Raw genomic sequence first — 25,219 nt, 5'->3', positions numbered from 1 at the left:
GGGGGGTGAGTAACTCATCGGCAAGGCGGCGCCCCCGCATGCTAAGCTCGGGTTTGCAGGTTGCATCCTGTGACGCATTTCCTTGCGCTGCAACGCCCGAAAAGCTAGCAACTATTTTCCGTTCTCTTTTCGTGAAACATGCCAAATACGACTTGGTGGTTTTTTGCAACTTTCGTTAAACTTCCGAGATTACGTAGCCGCTGCCGCGCTGCCTAAACCATCCAAAGGGACTTCACAAGATGTGAATGACGCAACTGGGTGGGGCAGTATCCGCAGGCAAACCGCACAGGAGGGAGCCCATGCCAGGCGAGTCGTTTCGTTTTATACACGCCAGTGATTTTCATCTTGAAACGCCACTGGGAGATCTCGATGCAATCCCGAGTCATCTTCGGGAAGCAATGGCCGATGCGCCACGCCGTGCCGCCAAGGCGGTCTTTGAAGCGGCGCTGGCTGAGAATATTGACTTTTTGGTGCTCAGCGGTGATTTGCTGAGTCCCCAAGCTGCTGGCCCGCACGGCATGTCGTTGCTGCTCGATTACTTTGAACAGCTTCACGCTAAGAAGACGCCGGTTTTCTGGGTTGCTGGTATCGTCGATGATCCTCCGAAATGGCCCGACGCCGCGCCGTTGCCTCCCAACGTGACGCTGTTCCCCAAGAATCGGGCGGTTGCCGTGCCAGTTCAGCGGGCGGGGCGAACCATTTGCGTGGTCGTTGGGCGAAGTAGCGAAGGTCGCACGCAGCTACATGTTCCGAGCTATCGTATCGAGCCGACGGACGAATATACCGTCGCGGTGGGGTACGGGACCTCCGATGCCGATGCGCTGGCCGAGGGCCGGTTTGACTATTGGGCACTCGGTGGCGAACACAATCGCGACGAAATCGATGGTGGTGCCGAAGGGGGGGCAGTTGTTTGTGGCAGCCCGCAGGGTCGCAGTCTTGATGAGCACGGTCCCCATGGTTACACCGTCGTTGATGTCGATGCGGATCAGACGACTCGAGTGCATTCGGTGGAGTGCGATGCTTTTCGGTATTGCCGTGTCGAGGTCGATGCATCGGAAATTGCTGCTATGGGCGGGATTCGCAATTTTCTCGGCGAACGAATCGGGCGGCTGCAGCACGACAATGGTGGTCGGCACTTGTTGATTGGATGGGATATTTCGATCACCAGTGGTGAAGATTTGCAGGCGATCGGCGATGTTGAGGAGTTGCGTACTTGGTTGCGCCGCGAATTCGGTTCCGGGGCACCGTCGGCTTGGACTGCGTCACTCGTCGTTCGTCCACCAAAGCAATATCCGAAATCATGGACCGACGAGGATACAATTCTTGGGGACTTCTTGCGAGCGGCAGATAAGTTCGACAAATCCAATGGCCGCGAAATTAACTTGCTTCCTTACACTGAAGAAGTTTCGGGGGTCGTTGGCACCACCGCATCGTTGTTGGCAGATGTGTCACCCACGGTGCGTGAAGAAATATTGGATCAGGCGACGTTGTTGGGTGTGGAATTACTTCGCGGCGGCAAGCCAAATTTGGCATAGGCAAAATTTTGTCGCCTTTTGCTCAGCAGAAGTGCGTCGAGGGAAACGCACTTTCGCGGAGCGAAGGGCGTCATTTACTAGATGAAACGCAACCTCAATTGGTGCAACAATCATGAGAGTCAAGGACATTCAAGTCGACGGATTCGGCGTCTGGACCGGTCTTTCGGTCGACTCGCTACCGGATGGGATGACGTTATTCTATGGCCCGAACGAAGCGGGCAAGACGACGCTGATGCAGTTCCTTCGAGCGCAGTTTTACGGATTCACGCCTGATCGTCGCGAGCGTTACCTGCCGCCCGTTTATGGCGGGGTCCCAGGCGGAGCGATCCGCGTGACGGGGCCTGGCGGTGGTTATCAAATTCGACGCACTAGCCAGTTGACGGACTCGGGTGTGACCGGCCAATTGACCGTGACTGGTCAAGATGGGTTGGCACAAGGCCAGCACCGTTTGACTAATCTGCTTGGCCAAATTGACGAGCCGATCTTTACGAATGTCTTTGCTATCGGTATCCGGGAATTGCAAGAGCTTTCGACGCTTGACGACACTTCCGCGGCCGACGAACTCTACAAACTCTCGAGTGGTTTGGATCGTGTTTCACTAGTAGACGTTCTTCGCTCGCTTCGCGATGGTCGAAAATCGATGGTCGGCAAGGAAGTTGCTGATTCCGAAGAATCGTCCAAGCTCGCTGGAATGATCAAGAAACGAGAAAAGCTTCGCGATGAGGTCGAGCAGTTCACTCGGCATGGGCGTCGTTGGAGTGAATTGGCTAGCCAGCGACGCACGCAGCAGCAAGAAATCGAACAGTCGACCGAGCGAATGGCGGCTTGGGAAACAGAGGCTCGATCGGTCGAAATCGCAACCAGTGTCTATGAAACTTGGCAAGATCGCGCGCGTTTGGCAGATCAGATTGTTCAAACCGAGAAGCAGTCGCAGTTACCAGATGAAGCGCCTGGGCAATTGGTGCAAATTGAGGCTATGGTCGAAGACGCCAAGGCAAAGATTGAAGAGGTGAAGGCGAAACGCCGGGAAATTCGTGTGAAGGCAGAGCAAATTCCTGTTAGTAAGCGGATGTTTGATCTGCAGGGGCGAATCGAAGCGGCGTCCGAGCAAGCAACCTGGGTCGAAGCCCTCGAAGAACAAATCGAACGGCTCGATGTGCAAATTGAAAAAGCTCGCAAGCAGCTTGAGGTAGACGCGGATCGTTTGGGGATGGACGAACGGGATCGAGCGGCGGTTCTCGAGGGCGACATGTCAAAGATGCCCGATCTGTCAAAGCAAGCCTTGTCCGCTCTGGCAGGACCCGCCAAGCGAGTGAAGGAACAAGTGTTCCTGTTGAACCAAGCCCGCAATGAAAGTGCCGAGCATAAAACACGGTCAGAAAAACTTGGGGCCCAGTTACAGGATGTCTTGGCGAGGGCACATGCAACGAATCTGCAGCAAGCGATTCGAGAGCAAACTGAGATGATCGCGAGCTTGCGTCACCGAGTCCAGCTAGGCGAACATCTCGATAAATTGAAACGGCATTATCGCGATCTTGAAAAAGAATCGGTTGATTTGACCACCGACGAAGCGTTGCCGATCGATCGGCTGATCCTGTTGTCGGTTCCGTTTATCTTTGGCGGAATGGCATTGATCTATGGCTTTGCAAACCTTGTAGGTTTGGATTGGTTCGTTGCGGAGCCCGATCCAACATGGGGCATGTTATGGTTGATGGTTGGTATCGTCAGTATGATGGCGTACTATTTCGGTCGCGAAAATGGCATGCGATCTACGTCTCGAGACCTGGATGATTGCGAACGCCAAATTGATAGCCTTCGAAAACAGATTCGCGAAATTGAGGCCGAACGAAGTGATGTTGATTCGTCGCTGCCGACCAGTGCTGAGTCTCTCGAATTGAGAATTCGAGAAACCGAGGCTTTGCTAGCAGAGCTCGAATCCGTCCTGCCAACATATCACAATCACGAAGCGTCGATGCAGTCGTTTAAGTCGGCCCGGTCGCGAGCGAGTGAGGCTGCGGATGGTTTGAAAGAGGCGCGTCGCGATTGGTCCGGTACGCTTGAAGAGCTTGGGCTTAGCGATTCTTTGTCGCCGTCGAGTGTTCGAAAATTAAGCGATGGTTACGAGGCGTTGCAGCAGAGTTACCGTCGGCTCGATGAGCTTAAAGCAGAGAAGGAGCAGCGGCGACGCGAGCGGCAAACGATCGCACGACGTATCGAGGCCCTCTATTTCGAAGCCTTGGATTTGTCGGACGACAGGGCTGAGCTTTCTAGTCGCGAACGTGATCACGACTACCAGGACGATGACCAACAGTCACGCGATGTGACGGCCACGCGAATTCACGCTCGGACAAATCCACTCGATCAATTAAACCATTTGCATGAAGAATTGTCGCGTCAACAGCATTGGATCAAACGACGCCGCGAATTGAAGGAACAGGACCTGAAGCTAAAGAAGCAGCAAGGTTCCTATTTCCGAGCGATCGAACGTGGCGAACAGCAGCGTCGAGCATTGTGGGCTAAGTGTGGTGTTGCGACCCCCGAACAATTCTATGGGATGGTTGACAGTAAGGCGAGTTTGCTGGAGATGCGAAAGGAGCATGCTGAGTTAGAGAAGCAAGTTCGGTCGATCATTGGGAGCCACGTCGAATACGATTCAGTTGCTCGCGAGATCGAAGGTGCGAAGATGGGCGATATCGAGAAACGATGGGACTCATTGACCACGCGAATGACCGAAACCGAAACGCGCATCGCGCAGCTCCGCACTCAGCAGGGTGAGATCACTCAAGAGATGAAGCAGTTGGGCGAAGATGGTCGGTTGACGGCAGCCCAATTGGAGCTCGGTTGCATCGAGCGAAAAATTGCTGCCTCCGCTCGTCGCTGGCAGACCTTGTCGATGGCCAGCTACCTGCTAGAAGACGTTTGCGGAACATTCGAACGCGAACGCCAGCCCGAAACGCTTCGCGAAGCTTCGTCGTTTTTGACTCAGCTAACTGACGGAAAGTACAACCGCATTTGGACGCCGCTCGGAACAAACCAGTTGAAGGTCGATGATACGGCAGGGAAATCGTTGTCGATTGACGTTCTGAGTCGAGGTACTCGCGAGGCGGTATTTATTGCTTTGCGGCTATCGCTTGCAGCGTCCTACGCCCGTCGTGGTGTGATGTTGCCGTTGGTGCTCGACGATGTGCTTGTCAACTTCGACGGTGATCGAGCGATCGCTGCGGCGAAGACATTGAAGACCTTTGCGGAGCTTGGGCACCAAGTGTTGATGTTTACTTGCCACGACCACATCGTTGATATCTTCCACGATATTGATGTGCAGGTTCGGTTAATGCCCGCCCAGGGTGAGCCTGGCCGCGCCGAGATCTTGCTGCCTGAAGAACGAAGTGAAGAAGAAGCGTTCGAAGAAGAGTACGAGGAAGAAGAGGTCGGCGACGAGTCGGTGATGGAACAGGAAGAAGTCGAAGAGCCCGAGCCAGAGCCGGAACCGGTGATGGAAGATCCGAAGCCAAAACCGAGGATCGTCTATCGTGAAAAGAAGCTGGTTCGGCCCGAGCCGAAGGTGATCGTCGTCGAGCGAGCCCCGGAAAAGCCAAAGGTCGTTGTCGAGCCAAAGCCGGCTCCAAATCCGGTTCCCAAACCGGCGCCAAAACCCGTTGTGATTGAGCGTGAGTACGTCGAGCCCGAGTACGTTGAAGATGAGTATGAACAGCCTCAGCCATCAATCGGTTGGGCGTGGTTCGAGCAAGATGCTGAGCAAGACCGAGTCGAAGAGGACAAGATGGCATCGGTGGCCCGCAGCGAATGGATCGAGGAATCTGAGTCCGAAGAGGTTCAAGATGAGCACGGTCCGTGGTGGCGAGCGACAACAGAGTAGGTTCGCCATAGTTGAATTTTCCAACGGCGAGACTGGCGCGCGGTTCGCCCGGTACTGGCAAAAGCCGAAAATCTCGCCATCTTTCGCTGCCTTTTTCGAACTCGTAGTCAAGGCGAGTCGGAATGCGAATTGGGGCGTTGATGTTCGCCAGTAATTTCTTTTGAAGCGGACGCCGGGTTCGTGTCTTTGCGAAGCAACGGGTGGGATGTCTGCGGTGCAAGTATTGTGCATTCGGCGCCACCTTGCCAACATCGGTTGTTCGGAATACCGGTAAATCGCCCTTTCGCTAGAACGAGACCGTTTGATAAGCTGCTTCAAAGTTTGGCTGTAAGGATACAGTCAACATGAGTTTCACGATCAAAATTTCACGCAGGCGTCACGGATGAAACGATTTTCCTGGACTGGCTTCTTGCTAACCGCTTTCATGGCGGTCCAACCTCTCGCCCCGACAGAGAGCTTCGCCCAGCAATCGGGTGGCGTTCCCTCTTATGCTCAACAAGCGAATCCGCAGCAAACGGATGCACCTGATGCGAGGATCGCGGCACAGCAACGTCAGCGACCTGCGGCAAATCGTTCGGCTCCGCAGCAGCCTTTTGAACCGCTCAATGCTGCACAGCAAGCACAGCTAAACCAGCTCCTGTTGGCGTGGCAACAACAAAGCCAGGGGACGAAGACGCTCGATTGTAAGTTCCAACGTTGGCACTACGATAATCAAGCGGCTCCCGCAGGCATTCACGCCACTCGTGCCGATGGCGTCGTGAAGTACGCCTCGCCCGACAAGGGGCTATTTCGCGTTGACTCTTTGGTCTACTTCAAGGGGATGAAGGAAGGCAAGCCAGAGTTCGCGGGTCAGCCGGGGATGTATGGCGAGCACTGGGTCTGCAACGGAACTCAGTTGATCGAGTTTGACCGGAGTGAAAAGAAATGCAACATCCAAGATCTCCCGCCTGACATGCAGGGTCAGCAAATCTTTAATAGTCCATTGCCGTTCGTTTTCAATTTGAACGCTCAGGAAATTCAGCAGCGATATTGGGTCCGCCAAGTGCAAGCACCCGCCGAAGGGTTGATCTTGATTGAAGCGTGGCCAAAGCGCCAAGACGATCGAGCCCAATACAAGATGGTGCAGATCGCGCTCGAGGAGAAAACCTTCTTGCCTAAAGCGTTGATTCTCTACGCACCTAATTTTCATCCTGTCAACGCGGCCAAGTGGGACCAGTACGAGTTTGTTGAGATGAAGAGGAATGGTGTTGGCAATGCGTTGGCGAACTTCATGCAGAACTTCATTAGTGACAAGCCACCGAGCGATTGGACAATCTTCCGCGATAAGTTTAATCCTGTGGTCGATCCACCAGCCCAGCAAGCAGCGAATCCTCAGGGAAAGTCCATGAGGTAGTCGGCGGCTAGGTTCATTGGCCCCGTGCGATTGGAGCGTATGTCAGGATGTCTTGTGCATCGGGGCGTGCTGGGGCCATTGTTCGGTACGCGATCCGCTAGCCAAACGGTCGCTATGGGTGAATTGCTTTGGTTGAATTGGTCGTCTGCTTTTGCGGGTGGCCGTCTGGCCTCAGTCCTGCTTTCTAAATTCTTGGCTCTTTCAGTGCTATGTGCTGCCAAGCAATGCGGGGTTTCTTTGGTGTGCTCGCCGGTTTGTAGCATAAGTTTCTTGTGAAACCAGTCTTGTTTCCGCAAGCCGATTCTTCGTAATCTCCATCATCGTCAACGGATTGGCGGGATGCAAAATACGAACGAGGGCAATAAGCCGTGGGCCGGATTCTTTGTGTGGTGAATCAGAAGGGTGGCGTGGGTAAGACTACCACGGCGGTAAACCTTTCGGCTGCGCTCGCAATTTCCGGCAAGCGGTCACTGCTTCTCGACATGGACCCGCAATGCAATGCGACCGGTTCGCTTGGCCATGAACCGACCGACGGCCATGCAATGATCAGTGATGGATCGCTCGATTCCGCGATCATTCAAACCAAGGTTAACAACTTATCGATAATTCGTGGTAGTCGTACCTTGCAGGATGTTGATCGCTTGGCCGCTGCAGGTGAAAGCGAAACCAGTATCGTTCGCAAGCATCTTGATTCGATCATTGATCAGTACGACTATATCCTGGTGGATTGCCCACCTAGTGTTGGTCCGCTCACGCAGACTGCCTTGGCTGGCAGTACCGAGGTGTTGATGCCAATCCAATGCGAATATTTCGCGATGGAAGGATTGACCCAACTTATTCAAACAATAAAGAAGGTAATTGTCGCTACCGATGGCAGACTGACCTTTGGTGGAATCCTACTAACTATGTATGATCCATATCTTGAATTGACACGAGAAGTCGACGACGAAGTGCGTGACTTCTTTGGTGATATTGTTTTTGACTGTGTCGTGCCTCGGGACGTTTCGCTGTGCGAAGCTCCGAGTCACGGCCAAACCGTGTTTGAGTATGCACCGCGATCCCGCGGCGCGTTTGCTTATACCCAGCTGTGCATGGAGGTGCTCGAGCGTGACTAGTGCAACAACCAATAAGGACCGTCGTTTAGGAAAAGGGCTAGCGGCTCTCTTGGGGACACCGCTCGACGACGAAGGTAATCCTTTGTCCGACTCGGCCGGTGGGCAGGAGGGCGTGAAGATCCAGTCGCTTGAGTTAGCGGTCGGTGACATCCAAAACAATCCTTTTCAACCTCGCCGTGAATTCAATCCAGAAGAGATTGCATCGCTCGCCGAGAGTCTGAAAAACCATCAGCAACTCCAACCGATCCTGGTTCGGATTGTTGACGGAAAGTACCAATTGATCAGCGGCGAGCGTCGGCTTCGGGCCACCATCCACGCTGGCTTGCCGACGATCCGCGCGGAAGTGCGCGAAGCTGATGATCGCCTCGTCGCAGAATTGGCGATTATCGAAAACCTCCAACGGAAAGATTTGAATCCGATTGAAAAGGCGTTGTCCTTCAAACGGTACATCGATGAGCACAAGTGCAAACAAGATGATCTGGCCCGGCGGCTCAGCATTGACCGTAGCACGATTGCGAACCTGATGCGGTTGTTGGAATTGCCAGATGGAATTTTAGATATGTTGCAGGGTGGCGAGTTAACGGCTGGGCACGCTCGAGCACTGCTGCCCATCGGTGACGAAGAAATCCAACGTCGTACGGCCGAAAAGATCAAGGAAGAATCGTGGAGTGTCCGGGCCACCGAGACGCATGTGGCGGAGCTTCTGAAGGCCGAGGAAGACGCAGAGACTGGTAAGAAGGTCGTCAATGCGACGCGTCAGAAGCGGCGAACGATTTCGCCGCAGGTCGAGGCGATGCAACAAGAGATGCGAATGATTTTTGGCACCAAGGTCGAGATCAAAAGCTCGGCTCGCGGTCGTGGAAAGATCACCCTTCACTTCACCGATCCCGATGAATTTGAACGTTTGCGAGACATGCTCTCCGACGCGGGTAAGCCAAGACTTAGAGTAGCTGGTTAGTCAGTGGGTAAGTTGCTTAGAACAATTCAAGCATAATTTGGCCAAGATTCCTCCTGGCAATTCAGCGTCGGTGCAGCTACTGGCGCATGGTGTTGTCCCGCCAATGTTCAAAATTCTCAACTGCTTCATTCCGGTTTAAAACTGGGTTTGGCAGCGAAACGGATATCGTCAAGACTTCTTGCGATTGACGGTACTGATCGAAACGCGAGAGGCGTTTCGCTACCCTGAAAGGTACGGTTACCGAACGCCGGGCATGTTCTCATCTGCAAGGATATTTGCGTCGTAAGTCTTTGTGGTGAGCGTCGGTGTTGATGTAGAGGCCAATGTTAATTTGTGCCGATTGTGGCGATTGTGCAATCTGCCAATTTGGGGCTCTAACAAACTGTACGCTCGCACATTGATGTTGTGTGAAACTTTTTGTTTTGCTAATTGCAGGCAGTCGCTTTTTCTACCACCCGCTGTTGCCGTGATGGAGGCCGGAATGGGATTACTTTTCGGGCGTTCAAGGCGACGCTCTTCTCGGTCTGTGTTTTCCTACATTCCATTTATCCGGTGGATCGGTCCGCTGGTAAGTGTTGGTGGGATCGCGGCTGCCTGCTTGTCTGTCATAACGGGGCGCATCGATTTGTCGGTGCTTGATAAATGGGCAGGTGTGGATGATGAAACAGCAGAGCTGGCAGCTGCCAACGGCGATCTAATTGTCAATCGCAAAGTGCCCCGCGAGCGGTCGAGTTCAACCGTTCGGATTGCGACCTTTAACATCCAGATGTTCGGTGACAAAAAATCTCAGACGCGAACCCTCAGTCAAGTTCCTGGCGTAGATGTGATGGGGACAATTGCGAGCATCATTCGCCAATTCGATCTTGTCGCAATTCAAGACATCCGGTCAGGTGATGTTGGTCCCGTTCGCCGTATGATCGAACTCGTTAATGCGGAAGGCGGTACCTATACGGGGACCGTTAGCCAACCCATTGGACGTTCCTATCAGGACACTCAATGTTATGCGTTCGTGTGGGACGCTCGGCGAATTCGGTTGTTAGGCGAACCGTATGTCGTTCAAGATTCGGCGGACCGCATGCACCGCGAGCCGATGGTTGGGTCTTTCGCGACGATCCCGGTTTCATCGGATGGTCAGATGGATGGAGGTCGTCCTTTCTGTTTCACGCTTATCAACGCGAACAATGATCCAGACCCGGCGCAGCACGCCCTTGCTAGCGCGGAAGTTAATGTTCTTGATGACGTCTTTGTTCGCGTTCGTGATTACGAGTACAGTCGAACAGGCATCGAAGACTATTTGTTGGTCGGTAGTTTGAATACAGGCGTTTCCGGGCTGGGCGAATTGTCGAGGATCCCCAATGTGGTATCGGTGGCGGGTGACATTCCAACGGATGTGCGCCGTCGTGAAACTCTCGATCACATTTTGTTAGACCGGACAATGACGACTGAGTTCACAGGACAAACGGGGGTGATCGATTTGCAGCGAGACTTTGGTCTAAGCGAAATGCAGGCTGCATTGATCAGCGATCACGCCCCCCTGTGGGCCGAGTTTAGCGTCTACGAAAGCGAGCATTCCCAAGAAGTCGCCGTAGAACAGCGGATGATTCGGTAGGCTCGCGGTTGCCGAGCTTGGGGGATGCTCAGGGGGAAATTGACGGAGGCTTACCAGAGCGGGTTTGCAGCACAAAATTCGCTGCGTGCTGTTTGCATCGCTGGAGCACTGCGGCGTTGGGTGACGGACGCACGAGGGCCACGTGAATCGTGAGCGAATTCAACTGCTCTCCGAATTCAACATGCAGGGGCTTAATTAAGCGGTTTTTCGACCACCATTGATGCCGGAAAATCTGCCGATTGCTGGCCACCTTGCTCTTCCCAGCGTTTGTTGTTGATACCACCGGCGGGCTGGTTCATCGGGATGTCCATTCCGCCGCTTTCCCCCAACATCTCGTACAAGCGGTTTTCCATCTCTTTTGCAACCGACTTGTAATCAGGGTTGTTAATCAAATTGATCGTTTCGCCGGGGTCGGTCGTCAAGTCGTAGAGTTCGTCGACATCCCAAAGTCCATAATACGTGATGTACTTGAATCGATCGCCGCGAAGTGCGAATTGGGTCGGCGATTGGGGAAAGTTCTTTTCCCAGTAGTAGACGTACAAGAAATAGTCACGCCATTTCATGTTTGGATTGTTTGGCAAGTCGAGGAAGCTCATTCCGTCCATATAGTCGGGAGCTTTCAAGCCGGCGGCGTGTAAGATCGTTGGTCCGATGTCGATATTTCCAATTACTGAATCGAGGACGGTTCCGCCTTTGTACAGTTCGGGGCATTGCATCATCATCGGGACGCGAATCGATTCTTCGTAGGAGACGCGTTTGTCAATCAAACCGTGTTCGCCCCACATGAAGCCGTTGTCGCCCATGTAAATGACGAGCGTCGAATCGTAGAGGCCCATCTCTTTGAGTTGCTCCATCACACGACCGACACTGTCGTCAACTCCCAGCAATGTTTCACAGTACCTGCGATACAAATAGTCGAGTCCTTCGTCGCTGTGGTACGAAAAGTCGATACCGTGCCAGCTGTTCTTTTGGTCGCGAACCCAACGGGGCGCATCGTTTTGTGCGGTGATGTTTTCGCCTCGAGGCAGAAAGCTCAAATCAGCATCGGCATACTGCCCCGCATGCCTTTCGGCCGGGGTGAAGTTAGCGTGAACTGCTTTGTGGGAGAGGTATAGACAAAATGGTTTGTCGGAGTCCTGCTGTTCTTTGAGCCAATCAATCGCATAATCGGTCAGTTCGTCGGTGATGTAGCCATTTTGTTTAACCCGTTTTCCGTTGACGTTCAGCGTGTAACTCGGTCTCGGCGGCAAGTAGACGCCTTGGCCGCGAAAGCTAATCCAGTGATCAAACCCAGGTCGCGGGTCATCGTGATGCCCGCCCATGTGCCATTTTCCAATGAAGGCTGTCGAATAGCCGGCGTTCTGCAGGTATTGAGGAAAGAACACGGTTCCTTCGGGCACGGTGCGATTATTGTCAATGACGCGGTGTTTGTGGGTATAGAGTCCCGTTAGGATTGACGCGCGGCTCGGCGAGCAGAGCGAAGTCGTTACGAATGCGTTTTTTACATGCACACCATTGTTGGCGATTGCATCGAGGTTGGGGGTTTTCAAGAACGGGTGCCCCATAAACCCCATTGCATCATAGCGATGATCGTCGGTCAAAATGAAGACGACGTTGCGTGGCTTGACGCCATCGTGTTGCTCAAGCGGTTGCAGGATGTTCTGTGGTTCTGCGGCGAAGCAATTCAATAGGTTAATCGCCATGAAGGCGACGATAATTTGGGATCGACCAAGCATAATGTGATGCATATTTGTTGAAAGTGTCTGAGGCGGGCAAAGAAAGACGCGATTCGCAAATTGTCAAACGAGTATACCCTAAATTGTTCGAGATTTCAGTATTTGGGAATTGGATATCGCTTTTAGGGCCTATCGTATCGAGCAATCCGGCTAGGGGTAACTGCAGCGGTCAGGGGCGGCTACGACTACCGCTGCGTTTTGTACCCATTGCGACTGTTTCTCTTAGTAAGCCGACCAGCGATTCTTTCTTCGATTGTTTTCCGCGAAGGGACGAAGACTATTTTGTAGCCCAAGCGTCCGATTCAGTTCCAGTTCGTCGGCGACGAAAGACCACCCTCCTTTCGTCGTAGTGATTGGCAGGCGTCGACGTAGAGTCAGTCCTGAAGAAAATGAAAACCAAGTGGTGCCCTCCCTTTACCGCTTCTCGTTTTTTCTAACTGTGCGTCGACGCCTTGGCAGATTGGCTACTCCATCCATCGTTAGAAACCCTGCTGTTTGCTTCCGAATCGGTTCTTGCAGCAGCTTCCGTTTTGCATTGCAGACGCCAACCCCCCCCCTTCCCGGAGGCATCATGGCCAAGAAAGATACATTCCGCATCGTTTCACGCGGTAGTGACGGTTCGCTTTTGATTCGCGATTACCCTAGTTGTGACCCGCTTGTGGGGATTCACTGTCAGATTGGAATCGACGATTGCAGTACTGATTTGGACATCCGCGGGATGCCCGTTTTTCGCGGTTTGATCGGACCGATGCCGGAGGGCAAGACAATTGTCCGCTATGAGACTCCTGAGGTTTTTGAAGCGTTGACCAAGGATTGGGCCAATGCCAAGCCACGACGCCGAACGCGGCGCAGCAGTGCAGCTGTGGCTGAAGCGAGGGCTGCCGAATCGGCTGCTGCTTCCTGAGCGTTTTCCTACGACTTCGCTCTTAGCGATTTAGAAACAATCCGATGAATAGCACGCTGGCGCATCCGCAGCAGGCTGCTATGTTATGATCCGTCAAATCTTCAGACGTGTATTATTTCGCTTCGGATCATTCGTGGAAAACTGGTACGACTATCCTCAGTATTTCGACATGGTGTTCCGTGACGAAACGGCTGCGGAAGTTCGATTCTTTGAAGCCGCATTCAAGCGGTACATGAAAACCATGCCGCGCCGGTTGTTGGAACCTGGCTGCGGCAGTGGTCGGCTTGTCGGTGCGATGGCAAGCCGTGGCTACGATGTCACCGGTTTGGATCTAAGCCAACCGATGCTCGATTATCTTAAGCGGCGATTGGTCCGTCGCAAGCTCGACGCGACGCTCGTACTTGGCGATATGACCGAAATGTCTTTTCGTAGACGTTTCGATGCAGCGTTTTGTACGTTCAATACGTTCCGTCATCTAACAACCCAGGCAAGCGCATTGTCACACCTGAGGAGCGTTGCCGATGCATTGCGACCGGGTGGCATTTATATCCTCGGTTTTCACTGCATCCCGCTCGATGCGGACGAAGAAAGCGACGAGCGGTGGACGGCGTGTCATGGTGGAACCAAAGTTCATGTAACGTTGAAAGTGATTGACTTCAACCGAAGCCAGCGGATCGAAACTTTGCGAGCCAGTATCAAGGCGGTCACACGGACTGGGCAAATCCACCGTGTCCGTAGCGAGTTTCCGCTGCGATTGTACACGATCAGCCAAGTGAAGCAGCTCTTTGCGAAGGTCGCCGATCAGTTTGAAGTTGCTCAGGCGTTTGATTTTGATTACGACATCGACTGTCCGCGACGGATCGATAACGATTTGTGCGATGCCGTGTTCGTGCTTCGAAGGCGTGCTTTTTGATGCCCGCATCGCCGCCTTTTTGGGTAGCATAGCATTTGGCATCAACGTCCGTCGTCTATCTTCATTGACGACTAAATTCTGTTATGCGGATTAGCGCAGTGACCTCTCGTTCACCGCTGCGACAGAGGTCGCCGTTGCAATCGGTAAAATTGATTCGATATGAACGGCCGTCGCAATAGGTCAGCCCAAACGGAATCTTTTGCCTTGGCGAACTTCTTTGCATGTTCAACCCTTAGTCCGTAGACGATGTAGTCAGTGCATCACAATTCGTTTGACTTGATTTCCAGGTCTGCGTAATCGATCCAAGTTCCAACATCTCACAATAGTCTGCGTGTTGGTTCACAATCGATTTTTTAGTGACGTCAGTCATTAAGTGAAGTTCGAATTGTTGATGTCGAGCCGAGGGGCGGGTGCTCCAGTGGCTTAGGTAAGCTGCGTCCTTGCAACACCCGTATTTGATTCCAGTGGAGAATGTAAGATGAAAAGGTTTTTGTTACCCACGATGACGATCTTGTCGGTCGTCTTTGGGGTGAGTTCAGCTAGCGCTGCCTGTTGCGGTGCTGTAAGTTATGAAGGTTGTGGCGGTTGTGGTAATTCAATCGTCGAAGGCGGTGTCGTTGGTGACGGCGCTGCTATCGGTGGCGGCGGAGCTGTCGCTGGTGGAACTTACACCGTGATGCGAAATGTTCAAGAAACCGTTTACGAGCAAGTTCAAGAAACTCGCTATCGTACACGCAATGAAACTTATTACGAGGACAAGGAAGTAACGGGAACCCGGATGGTTCCTGAAACGACCACTCGTGAAGTTCAATATACCGTGAATGTTCCTACGTACGAAACTCGTACCAAGACGATCAACTACACGGTCATGAAGCCCGTTCGTGAAACACACGAACGAGTGATCAATTACACCGTGCGTAAGCCTGTTTATCAGCAGCACACCAAGACGATCAACTACACCGTCTGCAAGCCAGTGTACGAAACTCACCAAAAGGTGATCAATTACACTGTCAAGAAGCCAGTGTGGGAAACTCGCACCAAGACGATCAACTACACGGTCATGAACCCTGTTCGTGAAAACCACAGCAAGACCGTTAACTACACCGTCATGGTTCCTGTTCAAGAGCAAAAGTCTCGCACGATCAACTACACGGTTTACAACACCGTGAAAGAGCAAAAAGTTCGCACCGAGAACTACAGCGTTGTTGTTCCTCAGCAGTACACCAAGACCGTTCAGGTCAAGGGTGGACATTGGGAAACGATCACGGAAACCGTTCCTGGTCGAATGATGAAGAAAACCATTCGTGAGCCTGGCACATGGACCTACGACGCAAGCAGCTGCAAGTGCGTCTACGTTCCTGGTTGCTGCCGCACCGAATGCGTTCAAGGTTGCCCAAAGACGATCTGCAAGAAGGTCTGGGTCCCCACTTGCGAAACCAAGGAAGTTTGCTGCACAAAGTACGTACGTGAGTGCCGTACTCGTGAAGTACCTTACACGGTATGCCGTAAAGTCCCAGAATGCCGCACCAAGGTGTGCAACTACACCGTCTGCAAGATGGTTCCTGAGTGCCGCAGCAAGGTTGTCAACTGGACGACTTGCAAGATGGTTCCAGAATGCCGCAGCAAGGAAGTTTGCTACAAGGTTTGCAAGATGGTTTGCGAACAACGTCAAAAGACCTGCAACTACACGACCTGCAAGATGGTCAAAGAGTGCCGCAGCAAGGACGTTTGCTACACAACTTGCAGCTACGTCTGCGAGCCACGTACCAAGACTTGCAGCTACACGACTTGCAAGATGGTTCCAGAATGCCGCAGCAAGGAAGTTTGCTACAAAGTATGCAAAATGGTTCCAGAATGCCGCACCAAGACCGTTTGCGAAACGACTTGCCGCAAAGAATGCTTCACCAAGATCGTGAAAATTGCTAAGTGCCGTAAGGTTTGCGAACCTTACACGGTCACCAAGTGCGTTCCACGAGTTATCTGCAAGCAAGTTCCAGTCGAAGTATGTGCTCCAGCACCTTGCTGTGGCGGAGTTGCTTCGGCTTCGGACATGGGTTGCGGTTGCTGCGAAGCGGCTCCAGTTTGCTGCCCAAGCGAAGGCCCAATCCGCGGCATGCTTCGCAAGTTGTTCAGTGGCTGCCACAAAGATTGTGGTTGCGACGCCGGACCAGCTTGTGGTTGCGACGCTGAGCCAACTTGCGGTTGCGAAGTTGCTGCACCAGCATGCGGATGCTAATCAATAGTGATTCTCTCTCATGCCCTGTATAGGGCGTGAGCGAATCAAAGTTGTAGGACGTATGCTACAAAAAACCGAGGCGGGGTGAGACTCTTTCGAGAGACTCGCCCCGCTTTTTTTTTTTGATGATTGCTTTGAGAACGGACGCGGCAGAAACACGCTTTCCCACCGAGCCGGCGGACACAATCTATCAGCATGCTCTTATTGGTAAGCTAAGTTTCACCAGGAGGATGTGCTGCAATGTCGCGAAGGCTTTCCAAACAAAATAAACCAATTGAACGAACGAAGCTCTTCGGGCTGTGGATTGAAAACCGCATGCTTCAAGTCGCTATTGCTACGCCCATCAATAGTGACCGCTATCGATTGGAAATTGACTACTGCGAATGCCCGTTTGAAAGTGGATGGTTGGACTCGAAGAGTCTTGATGCGTTTTCCGATGCAATTGAATCGCTTGTTGAGAAACACGGGATGCGCCGCGGCACCGTCGCGGTTTCGCTCGATGGCGATTTTTGTGTCAGTCGAATTGCACTCGGCAATCGCGATGCGGTGGAACGCGAAGTCCAATCGCTCGATAGCAGAGTCCCTCGCTACTTGCAGCTCGGCCCTGGTGTTAAAGTAACGGGCCAAGTGCGTCAGCGAGTGGATGACGAAACAGACTACGCGATTACCAGTGTTGTGAATCAATCTTTGATTGGCTTGGTCTATGGCACGTTTCGAGCCCATGACGTCGAACTCGCGTACGTGGAACCTTCACTGGTTAGTATTTCTCGGTTGATTGGCCAATCAAAAGCATGCTCCGAGCATCCAGTGCTGATTGCCGACGGAACGGGGTTAACATGGGACGTGGGAATCGTCTTCGACGGTCGGTTGATTTTGGATTACCGTCCTGCAGCGGCCGCATCGGAAACCGAGTTTCACGCCGCTCTTGATGGGCATATTTCACGGTTGCATCGATTCTGCAATCGTTACCTTGGTATCAAGGCAGGTCAACTCGACAAGATGTTGATTTGCGGTAGCGAGGCCCGAGTCAACCAAACGATTGCGTTGTTTCAGCAAAGTGGTGCAATCAAGTCGGAAGCGTTGAGAGTACCACGACTTGACTCGCTGTATGAGATCGACGAGGACCGTCGGCATTCACACAGCGTCCCTGCGGTGGCTTCCGTTTTGCCGTTAATGTTGGACATTCAGGCCGATCAGGTGCCCGATTTGCTGACTGCCGTTCGGCGTGAACCCGATCAGCCGCTCTGGATGCAATCACTCCGAGTGGGGTGGCCCGCAATTGCCGCATTGGTGTTGTGCTTGTTTGGGTTTGGTATTCTTACTCGTCAACGATCTCATGTGACAGAGATGAAAAGTGGTGAAGGTCAAGTCCAGGCAACCGTCACAGCCACACAAAGCCGTATGCACCGATTGGCGGGACAACGGGAACGGATCAACTATCTCCATTCGATCGCTTGGCATTGCCAGGAATCGGATTGGGGAGGGCGACTTAAACAGATTACCCAAAGTTTGCCGGATACTGCTCGGTTAAACGAATTTAGGGTCGAGGATGGACGCAGTATTCGAATTGATGGCAGTGTCTTTGAGGAACGTCTCGTCTACGACATTTTGGCGCAACTTGAGCAATTACCGGGGGTGGCTGAGGTTGCTCTTCACAACACCACCCCCGATACAAACTCGGATACGACACGGTTTGTCATCCGCTTGACGATGGTTGGGCCCGGTGTTCAGGGGCAAGTTGAGGATGCAGGAGCGAACGACAATGAATAAACCAAATAATCGGGCGATCCGAGCAATCGTTGCGAGTGTAAGTTTGCTTGTGATCATCGCGATAGGTACACGGCTGGTCGATGAATACCTACACCTTAGGCAAGACGCTATCACGCTTAGTGAAATGGGAGACCAATTCACGCAAGCTCAGCAGCAAGCCGAACGGCTACAGCAGATCGAGTCAAAGATTCAAGCGGAATTCGAATCGGCAACACGGTCTTCAATTGATCCTGAGACGATCCAAGATGTTCGCAGTCAATTCATCACGATCATTCGTAATGCTGGCGGGCGTTTAAGGACGCTCGAGATCAGCGAAGGACGAAGTCGGCCGTGGGCGTTTGAATTGGATGACCCAAGAAACGAAACGATGCCTCAGTTTGGCGAAGAGTCGGCGTATGACCTTCATGCGCATGAGATTGAACTTCGCGTCGAAGGCTCGCTTGAAACGGTCACACAAGTATTGAGAGGAATCGCAGATCAACACTGGTACATGATCACGAAGAACTTGGTAATGATGCCCACGGATGGGGATTTGCCAATCATCGCTGTCGAAGCAAGGCTAATCGTTTACGGATTAGTTCTGCGACCCGAGGAAGCGGAAGAAGAATTCGCGTTGGAACGACCAAACCGGAAGGCTGATCTACTGATTGCCTTTCATACGGTTAGCCTTCGCGACTGATTGAATTGATACGGAACACTTTTGCCAAGGATGGCAATTCGATGCAAAAATTGAAGCGACTCTTTTTAACGCCACGCCAACAATGCCGGTTGCTTGTATTGGCGTTCGCAGTCGTTTCGTGTCAAAATGCTTTTGGACAATCGGGGTATCACGAAATCGAGCGAACAGAATCGATCCCGACCGACCATCGTGACGTGCCGGACCTCGTGCCGATCCGTCGACAGCGAAAACCGTTGATCGTCCATTCCGCAACGCTTGTAAAGCCGCATGGTCGAATCCACGTCTCCGCAAAGACCGTGCAAGCTCCCACGAATGACGCGTATAGGCACAGTGTTGCACGAAGAGACATTGCCATCGTCGACTCGGGCAATCGCTTCGAAGACGCCGGGCCGCTGACTCCACTGCACCCGATTTCGACCGCCCAATTCCGCGCAGAACCGATTGATTCGCCGACCTCGCCAAATTTGGATCACGCGGTGGAATTGCCGCAGCCTGAGGGTGCATCCGAGCAATTGCAGGTTCCGGTTGTCGCCGATACGATCGAACAAGCACTCGACAGAACGGGGAGCATCACGTTTCGCAAAACGCCGCTTAATGAGGTCGTCTTTTTACTAAGCGAATTGTGGAAGGTGAATATCGTTGTTGGCGAAAGCGTCTCGGGGGAAGTCAGTGGCACGTTTCATGAAACGCCGCTAAAAGAAGTTTTGTCGGCGGTTCTGACGACTTCGGGGTATAGCTACCGGAAAACCGGTAGCAGTTTGATCGTTTTGCCGATTGATCAAATTGGCTCGAGCAACCCGGACTTTGTTTCGCGAACGCTGCGGCTTCCTGGTAAAGAAGAAGATGCTGCTGACACGATCGACGCGGCTCAGCTACTGCTTGGCGAACGAGGCCAAATTCGAAAAGTGGGTAGCGATCGGGTGTTGGTCATCGCAAATGCCGAGTCGGTTGCAAAGGTGGAATCGCTGTTCGCCAGTCTTGTCGAACCCCAAGCAGAGATGTTGCCCGAGCCAGCTGCTGCGTTGGACTCGTCCTTTGGTTCTTCGGAACGTGTCGGTTCGGACGAATCGATTGAGCCATTGATGGCGCAAAGTGGGATCGCATACTTCACACCTCAATACACCGAGGCAGAAGAGATGTCTGAATCACTTCGCCAAGCCCTCGGCGATAGTGTGATCGTGGCGGTATACAACGAAGAAAACCGCATCATGGTTCGCGGGACGGCTGAGGAACTTCGGATTGCATCGCAAGCCATCGAGCAATTGGATGTGCCACGTCCTCAAGTTCGCATTACGGCGGTTATCTACGATGTCGCGATTGGGGAACTGGAACAGCTTGGCGTCAACTGGACGAAAGGCGCGCATAGCAGTACCACGACAACCGATGGGCTCAATAGTGAGGATTTAATCTATCGAAATCTTGTGGGTGGCGCGACGAGCATGTTGACGACGGATTCAGCCACCGCAGGCATAAGTTCGCTAGCAATTCGCACACTCAATAGTACCTATGACGCGACGATGCTGATTCAAGCACTCGATTCCAATTCGGAAGCGAAGATCTTAGCGGATCCTACGATTACCGTTGGCGATCGTAGCGAAGCGTCCATCAAAATCGTACAGAAGTTGCCGGTCCAAAGTACGATTTCGACCACTGGTGGCAGTACAGCCAATGTGACGTTCGTAGATGCCGGAATCATCCTGCAGGTCACACCCCGAATCAGTCGCGATGGAACCATCGAAATGAAGGTTCATCCGGAATACAGTTACAAAGTAGACGAAATCGAGGGTAATCCCGTCATCGATAGTCGAACCGCCGATACCACCGTGCGAGTCGATGACGGTCATCTTTTCGTGCTTGGCGGTCTTCGCCAAAAGAACATTGTGGAGACGGTACGAGGTGTTCCCTATTTAAAAGACATCAAGTACATCGGGAAGCTCTTCCGCAGTCACGATACAGATGTTCGTGAAAGCGAACTGATTGTTTTCTTAAAGCCCGAGATTGTCACACCTACGACAATGGGTTCGCGGCGTCAAGAACAAGCGGCTTGTGTGGTCCAACACGAACTTGGCAAGATTCCCTACGCGACAACCCGTCCCTTGACGCCCGATTGCAAGAACCCGTATTGCCCGAACCACCATCGGCGTTGCCGAGTCAACGGGGGGACATTAGAGCTCGAGATGCTTGGCGGTAGCGGCATCGGGTGTTCGTGCCAGGAGTACGAATTGTACGATGCTCACCATGACTACGGCGCTCACCATGACTACGGCGCTCACCAACACCACGAAGCGAACCAAACCGTCGAAGTAATCGTCGCGGACGATTACTATCAGTAGACGTTGTGTGAGATGCCGGCTTACAAAGGGACCGCTTAGAACGGGCTCTCGAAACTTTCTTTGCCCGCGCGAGTACCAAGAGCACCCCAAATTCCGTAAGGGCTCTTTTGTCCCTGTTCGATATTGGCCATTGGGAACTCGGTGTTTCCAGCGTCAATCGAATCGGTAACGAAGCGAACTGCTCCATCACCAAGCAAAATGTGTACGCCACCTTGATGACGACTACTAGCGGACCAATTCCCTTCCGCAGATGGCCCCCATGATCCCATACAGAGTTCTGTATTGGGCGCCAAGATTGTCGTCATTGCTGTGAAGATGTTGTGGCTCGATGCCCACGATCCACCGCGAGTGGTTCCTGACAAAGTGGCTCCAGTGAATTTTGCGCCGGCGGTCGCGCCAGGGTCATGTGTTGGGAAAATCGACGGATCCCAAAAAGAGGGACGAGTCGCATCGATTTGGTTCGACGAACGGCAATGCTTGACACCGGGTGTAGTGGTATAAACCATGTCACCGTTCTCGAAGGAACCACGAGTTCGTATGTCGCTGTCACCAAGGTCCGTTGCAATCTCGCCCGCCATAATCGTATTGGATAGTCCATCAATAATATCTTTGAAGGCCATCACTTTTCGCGGAACGAAAAATCCTCGCAAATGTCGTTTTACGGCTCTCCGGTCAGCGTCGGACAAGCTTCCTGAACCGCCACGTCTGTGGCTCCATCCCGACGACGATCGTACGCTGTCATCGCCGATGCATGCTGCGTAGTTTGTTCTCGCTAAACCGATGGGCGTTCCTGGATCGCTCGGGCAGCGGAACCCTGGAATTTCGATCATCCAGGGTGAGTATTCTGTGTAGCCAGCGTAGGGCGTTGGTCCCATCGGATTCCATGGGGTCGGTCCAGCACCGGAAGTATTCGCCAGCGGTTTGCTGATTTCATCCCAAAGGGATTGCTGTTCCAAGAAGGGCAGCAAACCAACCATGTAGCTCAAATGCAGTTGATTGGAATTGTATGACTGTTCGTAGATATTTAGTGTCGTATCATCCCAATCGGTGCCGCTGCCTTGTGTTGGCAACTGATTGTGGGTTGTGTGGTAGTTGTGAACCGCCAAGCCAATTTGCTTGAAGTTGTTGCTGCAACTCATCCGTCGAGCGGCTTCGCGAGCCATTTGAACTGCTGGCAAAAGTAGGCCAACCAACACGCCGATAATTGAGATGACGACCAACAATTCGACAAGTGTAAACGCTGACTGTTTCCGACGACGCATTCGATCCACCCTTAGCTAGAAGTCCTGTGATTGGCCCGTGACCGGACATTGACCAACCGAAATAAAACAAACGCAGTGCAATTGCACTGCGTTCAGTTTTGAAAAGCCGATTAGAAGAAATCGTTCGATTCCAACACTATGACGCTCATGATTCAACTATTTTTTTTTGCTGAACCGAGTCGTTTTCGTCGGATCGCCAAAATTCCAGTGCTGCAAATCATTATAGCTAGCGAAGAGGGTTCGGGTACCGCAGTTACGGTGATGTTATGGTCATTAGCAAAAATGCTTGGTGTGTCTTCTGGTCCCAATTCAATGCCAACGAACACAGTGTTCGTAAAACTAAGTAAATCGTTCGAACTCGGTGTGTTGGATGTGTTAGAGGCTAAGAAGCTGATTTCGCCGATGGTAAATGTCGTCGTGGTTCCACTCAATGCTTCGAGGTAATTCCCTGTCAACGTATCTGGTCCACCGCCAAATTGACCGACACTTGCACCGCTGCCACTGATCGTGGTCGCAATAGTGGATTCTTGTTTAAAACCTGCAAGCCCGTCGCGCATCGAAGTGTCGGTGCCTAACACCGTTAAATAAGTGGGATCGAAATCGATGTCGAAAGAAAAAGACTCGACTTCCGCAGGGCCAACTAAATCCATCAACAGGCGAACATTGATTGTGTCTCCAGGCGAAGCCGTGAGCGTAGGCTCGACTGTGCCCGAATTCGCGTCCAAGTCAAAATAGAGCACGACATCCGCCTCAGCCGGAGCTTGCACCAATACCGTTGCGAGGATCGCCATTGCGATGAAACCAGATTTCATGTGGGTAATTCCTGTCATGGAAGTTGTGTGCAAAATCCGCGTCGTTCGCTAGTCGGTCACCTTTGTCGGACCCCACAATCAATCTCAGCGATTGGTCGGGGGGACTCTTGGTACCTGATCGACTAGTGTTGATCCGGCTAGGATACTGAGTCTAACTGAGAAAATCGAGCCTTGCTCGGACAAAAACCTCGGTTTTTCTCGGTTCGGATGTGGCTTTTTGTCACAGGGAGTGTGTTGGGGTACCCCAACCTAGAAGAACATATTGCGGAATTGGCCGTAATTTCCCGTGGTCAATGCGTGTTTAGCAGGCTTTCCAAGTGTATTCGCAGTAGATTTTCGTATTTATCCACCATTTTGTCCCAACTGAATTGGGTGGCGACTTCGGTCGCCGATTTTGCAACGCGTTCTCTTTCGGTGGGATTGTCGACAAGATGTCTCAGGGCGGCGGTTAGGTCTGGGATGCTGTCTGCGACGATCAGGCCGTTTTCACCATCTCGAATGATCTCGCGTGATCCGCTTTGGCAATCCATTGCGATACAGGGCAAACCGGCAGCCATCGCTTCAAGTAGTGCCGATGGGAATCCCTCATAGCGGCTTGGCAGCACAAAAACAGCTGCGCCGGCATACTCAGGATCGATCGGGCGAACCCATCCGGGGAAGGCAATTCGATCCGAAATGCCCCGTGTTTTGGCCAATTCCTCGAGATAACCTCGCTGCGTTCCTTCGCCTACAATCCGCAGTGTCCACTCGGGTGAATCGGCCGCAATCTCGGCGAAGGCTTCGATCAGCCTGTCGAAACCCTTTTCCGTTTGAAGCCGTCCGACCCCCAGTATCACGTTCTTGCGAGCCCCCGAAATCTCTGCCGCGTCAAACTTATCCACAGCCGATGGAATCACCTCAACCGGACGGTGGTTCAGCGGTGCGAGGGATTCGGCGATTGCATTGGTTAGTGCGACGATTTTGGCTGCTCGTGGGTAGATTTTCCGCCGCACTCGTTCCCAAAACGTTCCTAGATTCTGGTGCCTCGGATCACTCCTTTCGCTGATCACAACTGGGACGTTCATCCCGATTGTCGCTAAGAGAACGTCGATATTCGTGCGGTCACAAAATGACAAAACCACGTCAGGGGATTCGTGCTTCACCGTTCGCCGGATTGCCGAAAGCCGACGGCGGATGTTCCTCAGTTTTGCGAACCCGCGTGGCGTTTCTGACATCACGCCGAGTGGCAAGCGACGGACGGAATCGGAGACCGAATGACGATCGTTTTTCGCATCATCCAGCGTCACCAAGGCAACTTGGTGGTTACGAGCGGCTAGCATCGAGGCGAGTCGGGCCATGACCCGTTCCGCCCCGCCGCCGTCGAGCGAGTGGATGATACAGAGGATTTTCACAGCTTTGAGTCCAACATTCTTTTCCGCAAACGCAAGCGACTTGCTCGCCGATTTCCCTTGATTTTGCCGTCACAGGGCCGGAAAAGCCGAATTGTGGGATTGATTCAGTTGCAACGGCATTAGGGGGCAATTAGCGTGGATGATAGCACGGGGGGATTCCATCCACTCATCAAACTCGATTCACCAACGAATTTCACGAAATTCCCCCTGAGGTTTCTCCATGTATAAGCTCGCCATTGCCTTGGTCGTCACGCTCGCGGCGGCTCTTTTGACCTCTGAAACCGCGTCGGCCCAGCACCCTGGATTCCTCGGCGGTTACGGGTGTGGATCGGGTTATAATTATTATGGTGGATTTGGTGGTGGCTACAGGACACCACCGTATTTTGCGATGCACCCCCCCGTTTATTACGGTGCTCGGTACTCACGCCCGTACGGCATGAGCCCCTTTGCATCGATGCCAATGGTGACCGCTCCGGAGAGCTATCGAGGCCGGTTGGAGTCGGAATTCATCCAACCTGGTGTTCCCCAGAGCATCCGCAGCATGAATCCGTGCGTTAGCTATTCCACTACCCTTTCGGCATCGAAATCGAAGAAAGTCGCCCCTGGCCCTGTCCGTACCAATCCCTTCGTGGACGCCGACGCGAGCGTGGATCAATTGGCCAAGAACTAGTCGGCGCGAGGCGCGGATCGCTCATG

At 52.7% G+C, this 25,219-nt stretch carries 17 protein-coding genes; 13 read left to right on the top strand and 4 right to left on the bottom strand.

All coding sequences use genetic code 11. The features are described from left to right. The first annotated feature begins 299 nt into the window (after positions 1-299). From CA13_RS02815 to CA13_RS02790, 6 genes are all read left to right on the top strand, one after another. Positions 300-1,535, top strand: coding sequence for a metallophosphoesterase family protein (locus CA13_RS02815; protein WP_146394506.1), 1,236 nt, complete (start codon positions 300-302; stop codon positions 1,533-1,535). A gap of 112 nt (positions 1,536-1,647) precedes the next feature. Then, positions 1,648-5,412, top strand: coding sequence for an ATP-binding protein (locus CA13_RS02810; RefSeq protein ID WP_146394505.1), 3,765 nt, complete (start codon positions 1,648-1,650; stop codon positions 5,410-5,412). Positions 5,413-5,794: 382 nt separating this feature from the next. Further along, entirely contained in the window at positions 5,795-6,805 is a 1,011-nt protein-coding gene (locus CA13_RS02805) for a TIGR03009 domain-containing protein (RefSeq protein ID WP_419193863.1), read from the top strand. 368 nt (positions 6,806-7,173) lie between these two features. Beyond that, the gene (locus tag CA13_RS02800; protein ID WP_146394504.1) at positions 7,174-7,920 is read left to right on the top strand and encodes a ParA family protein; all 747 of its coding nucleotides are present in this window, start codon (positions 7,174-7,176) and stop codon (positions 7,918-7,920) included. Further along, positions 7,913-8,878: a ParB/RepB/Spo0J family partition protein gene (locus CA13_RS02795; protein WP_419193862.1), complete on the top strand. Its 966-nt coding sequence runs from the start codon at positions 7,913-7,915 to the stop codon at positions 8,876-8,878. Before CA13_RS02800 ends, CA13_RS02795 begins: the two co-directional genes overlap by 8 nt. A gap of 481 nt (positions 8,879-9,359) precedes the next feature. Continuing rightward, positions 9,360-10,487, top strand: coding sequence for an exonuclease/endonuclease/phosphatase family protein (locus CA13_RS02790; RefSeq protein WP_146394502.1), 1,128 nt, complete (start codon positions 9,360-9,362; stop codon positions 10,485-10,487). 191 nt (positions 10,488-10,678) lie between these two features. On the opposite strand, the gene CA13_RS02785 is transcribed toward CA13_RS02790, so the two are convergent. Then, on the bottom strand, positions 10,679-12,223 hold the full coding sequence (locus CA13_RS02785) for a sulfatase family protein (protein ID WP_419193861.1): 1,545 nt from the start codon (positions 12,221-12,223) through the stop codon (positions 10,679-10,681). Positions 12,224-12,794: 571 nt separating this feature from the next. Between CA13_RS02785 and CA13_RS02780 the strand changes: the two genes are divergently transcribed. From CA13_RS02780 to CA13_RS02755, 6 genes are all read left to right on the top strand, one after another. Further along, complete coding sequence (locus CA13_RS02780) at positions 12,795-13,127, top strand: hypothetical protein (protein ID WP_146394500.1); 333 nt, start codon at positions 12,795-12,797, stop codon at positions 13,125-13,127. Positions 13,128-13,260: 133 nt separating this feature from the next. Continuing rightward, positions 13,261-14,040: a class I SAM-dependent methyltransferase gene (locus CA13_RS02775; protein ID WP_419193860.1), complete on the top strand. Its 780-nt coding sequence runs from the start codon at positions 13,261-13,263 to the stop codon at positions 14,038-14,040. 478 nt (positions 14,041-14,518) lie between these two features. Beyond that, a complete protein-coding gene (locus CA13_RS02770; protein ID WP_146394498.1) occupies positions 14,519-16,276 on the top strand; it encodes a hypothetical protein in 1,758 nt (585 codons plus the stop codon). Positions 16,277-16,516: 240 nt separating this feature from the next. Next, positions 16,517-18,046, top strand: coding sequence for a hypothetical protein (locus tag CA13_RS02765; protein WP_146394497.1), 1,530 nt, complete (start codon positions 16,517-16,519; stop codon positions 18,044-18,046). Further along, complete coding sequence (locus CA13_RS02760) at positions 18,039-18,725, top strand: hypothetical protein (protein ID WP_146394496.1); 687 nt, start codon at positions 18,039-18,041, stop codon at positions 18,723-18,725. The genes CA13_RS02765 and CA13_RS02760 overlap by 8 nt, the downstream gene beginning before the upstream one ends. A 41-nt stretch (positions 18,726-18,766) precedes the next feature. Further along, positions 18,767-21,058: a type II secretion system protein GspD gene (locus CA13_RS02755; RefSeq protein ID WP_146394495.1), complete on the top strand. Its 2,292-nt coding sequence runs from the start codon at positions 18,767-18,769 to the stop codon at positions 21,056-21,058. A 35-nt stretch (positions 21,059-21,093) separates the two neighbouring features. Here CA13_RS02755 and CA13_RS02750 read toward each other — a convergent pair whose 3' ends face one another. The 3 genes from CA13_RS02750 to CA13_RS02740 form a co-directional block, all read right to left on the bottom strand. Next, positions 21,094-22,320, bottom strand: coding sequence for a DUF1559 domain-containing protein (locus CA13_RS02750; protein WP_146394494.1), 1,227 nt, complete (start codon positions 22,318-22,320; stop codon positions 21,094-21,096). 152 nt (positions 22,321-22,472) lie between these two features. After that, entirely contained in the window at positions 22,473-23,132 is a 660-nt protein-coding gene (locus CA13_RS02745) for a PEP-CTERM sorting domain-containing protein (RefSeq protein WP_419193859.1), read from the bottom strand. Positions 23,133-23,422: 290 nt separating this feature from the next. After that, a complete protein-coding gene (locus CA13_RS02740) occupies positions 23,423-24,523 on the bottom strand; it encodes a glycosyltransferase family 4 protein (protein WP_146394492.1) in 1,101 nt (366 codons plus the stop codon). A 220-nt stretch (positions 24,524-24,743) separates the two neighbouring features. Here CA13_RS02740 and CA13_RS02735 point away from each other — a divergent pair, with 220 nt between their 5' ends. Further along, complete coding sequence (locus CA13_RS02735; protein ID WP_146394491.1) at positions 24,744-25,193, top strand: hypothetical protein; 450 nt, start codon at positions 24,744-24,746, stop codon at positions 25,191-25,193. The last annotated feature ends 26 nt before the right edge of the window (positions 25,194-25,219 follow it).

This window comes from Novipirellula herctigrandis (assembly GCA_007859835.1).
Taxonomy (GTDB): domain Bacteria; phylum Planctomycetota; class Planctomycetia; order Pirellulales; family Pirellulaceae; genus Novipirellula_A; species Novipirellula_A herctigrandis.
Note: the sequence above shows the minus strand (reverse complement) of the source record. Positions and strands in the feature narration are given on the sequence as shown.

Bases quoted from the DNA above. Each gene is read 5' to 3' on its own strand.
- CA13_RS02815 (WP_146394506.1), top strand. From the start codon at position 300: ATGCCAGGCGAGTCGTTTCGTTTTATACACGCCAGTGATTTTCATCTT.
- CA13_RS02810 (WP_146394505.1), top strand. From the start codon at position 1,648: ATGAGAGTCAAGGACATTCAAGTCGACGGATTCGGCGTCTGGACCGGT.
- CA13_RS02805 (WP_419193863.1), top strand. From the start codon at position 5,795: ATGAAACGATTTTCCTGGACTGGCTTCTTGCTAACCGCTTTCATGGCG.
- CA13_RS02790 (WP_146394502.1), top strand. From the start codon at position 9,360: ATGGGATTACTTTTCGGGCGTTCAAGGCGACGCTCTTCTCGGTCTGTG.
- CA13_RS02785 (WP_419193861.1), bottom strand. From the start codon at position 12,223: ATGCTTGGTCGATCCCAAATTATCGTCGCCTTCATGGCGATTAACCTA.
- CA13_RS02780 (WP_146394500.1), top strand. From the start codon at position 12,795: ATGGCCAAGAAAGATACATTCCGCATCGTTTCACGCGGTAGTGACGGT.
- CA13_RS02770 (WP_146394498.1), top strand. From the start codon at position 14,519: ATGAAAAGGTTTTTGTTACCCACGATGACGATCTTGTCGGTCGTCTTT.
- CA13_RS02765 (WP_146394497.1), top strand. From the start codon at position 16,517: ATGTCGCGAAGGCTTTCCAAACAAAATAAACCAATTGAACGAACGAAG.
- CA13_RS02760 (WP_146394496.1), top strand. From the start codon at position 18,039: ATGAATAAACCAAATAATCGGGCGATCCGAGCAATCGTTGCGAGTGTA.
- CA13_RS02755 (WP_146394495.1), top strand. From the start codon at position 18,767: ATGCAAAAATTGAAGCGACTCTTTTTAACGCCACGCCAACAATGCCGG.
- CA13_RS02750 (WP_146394494.1), bottom strand. From the start codon at position 22,320: ATGCGTCGTCGGAAACAGTCAGCGTTTACACTTGTCGAATTGTTGGTC.
- CA13_RS02745 (WP_419193859.1), bottom strand. From the start codon at position 23,132: ATGAAATCTGGTTTCATCGCAATGGCGATCCTCGCAACGGTATTGGTG.
- CA13_RS02735 (WP_146394491.1), top strand. From the start codon at position 24,744: ATGTATAAGCTCGCCATTGCCTTGGTCGTCACGCTCGCGGCGGCTCTT.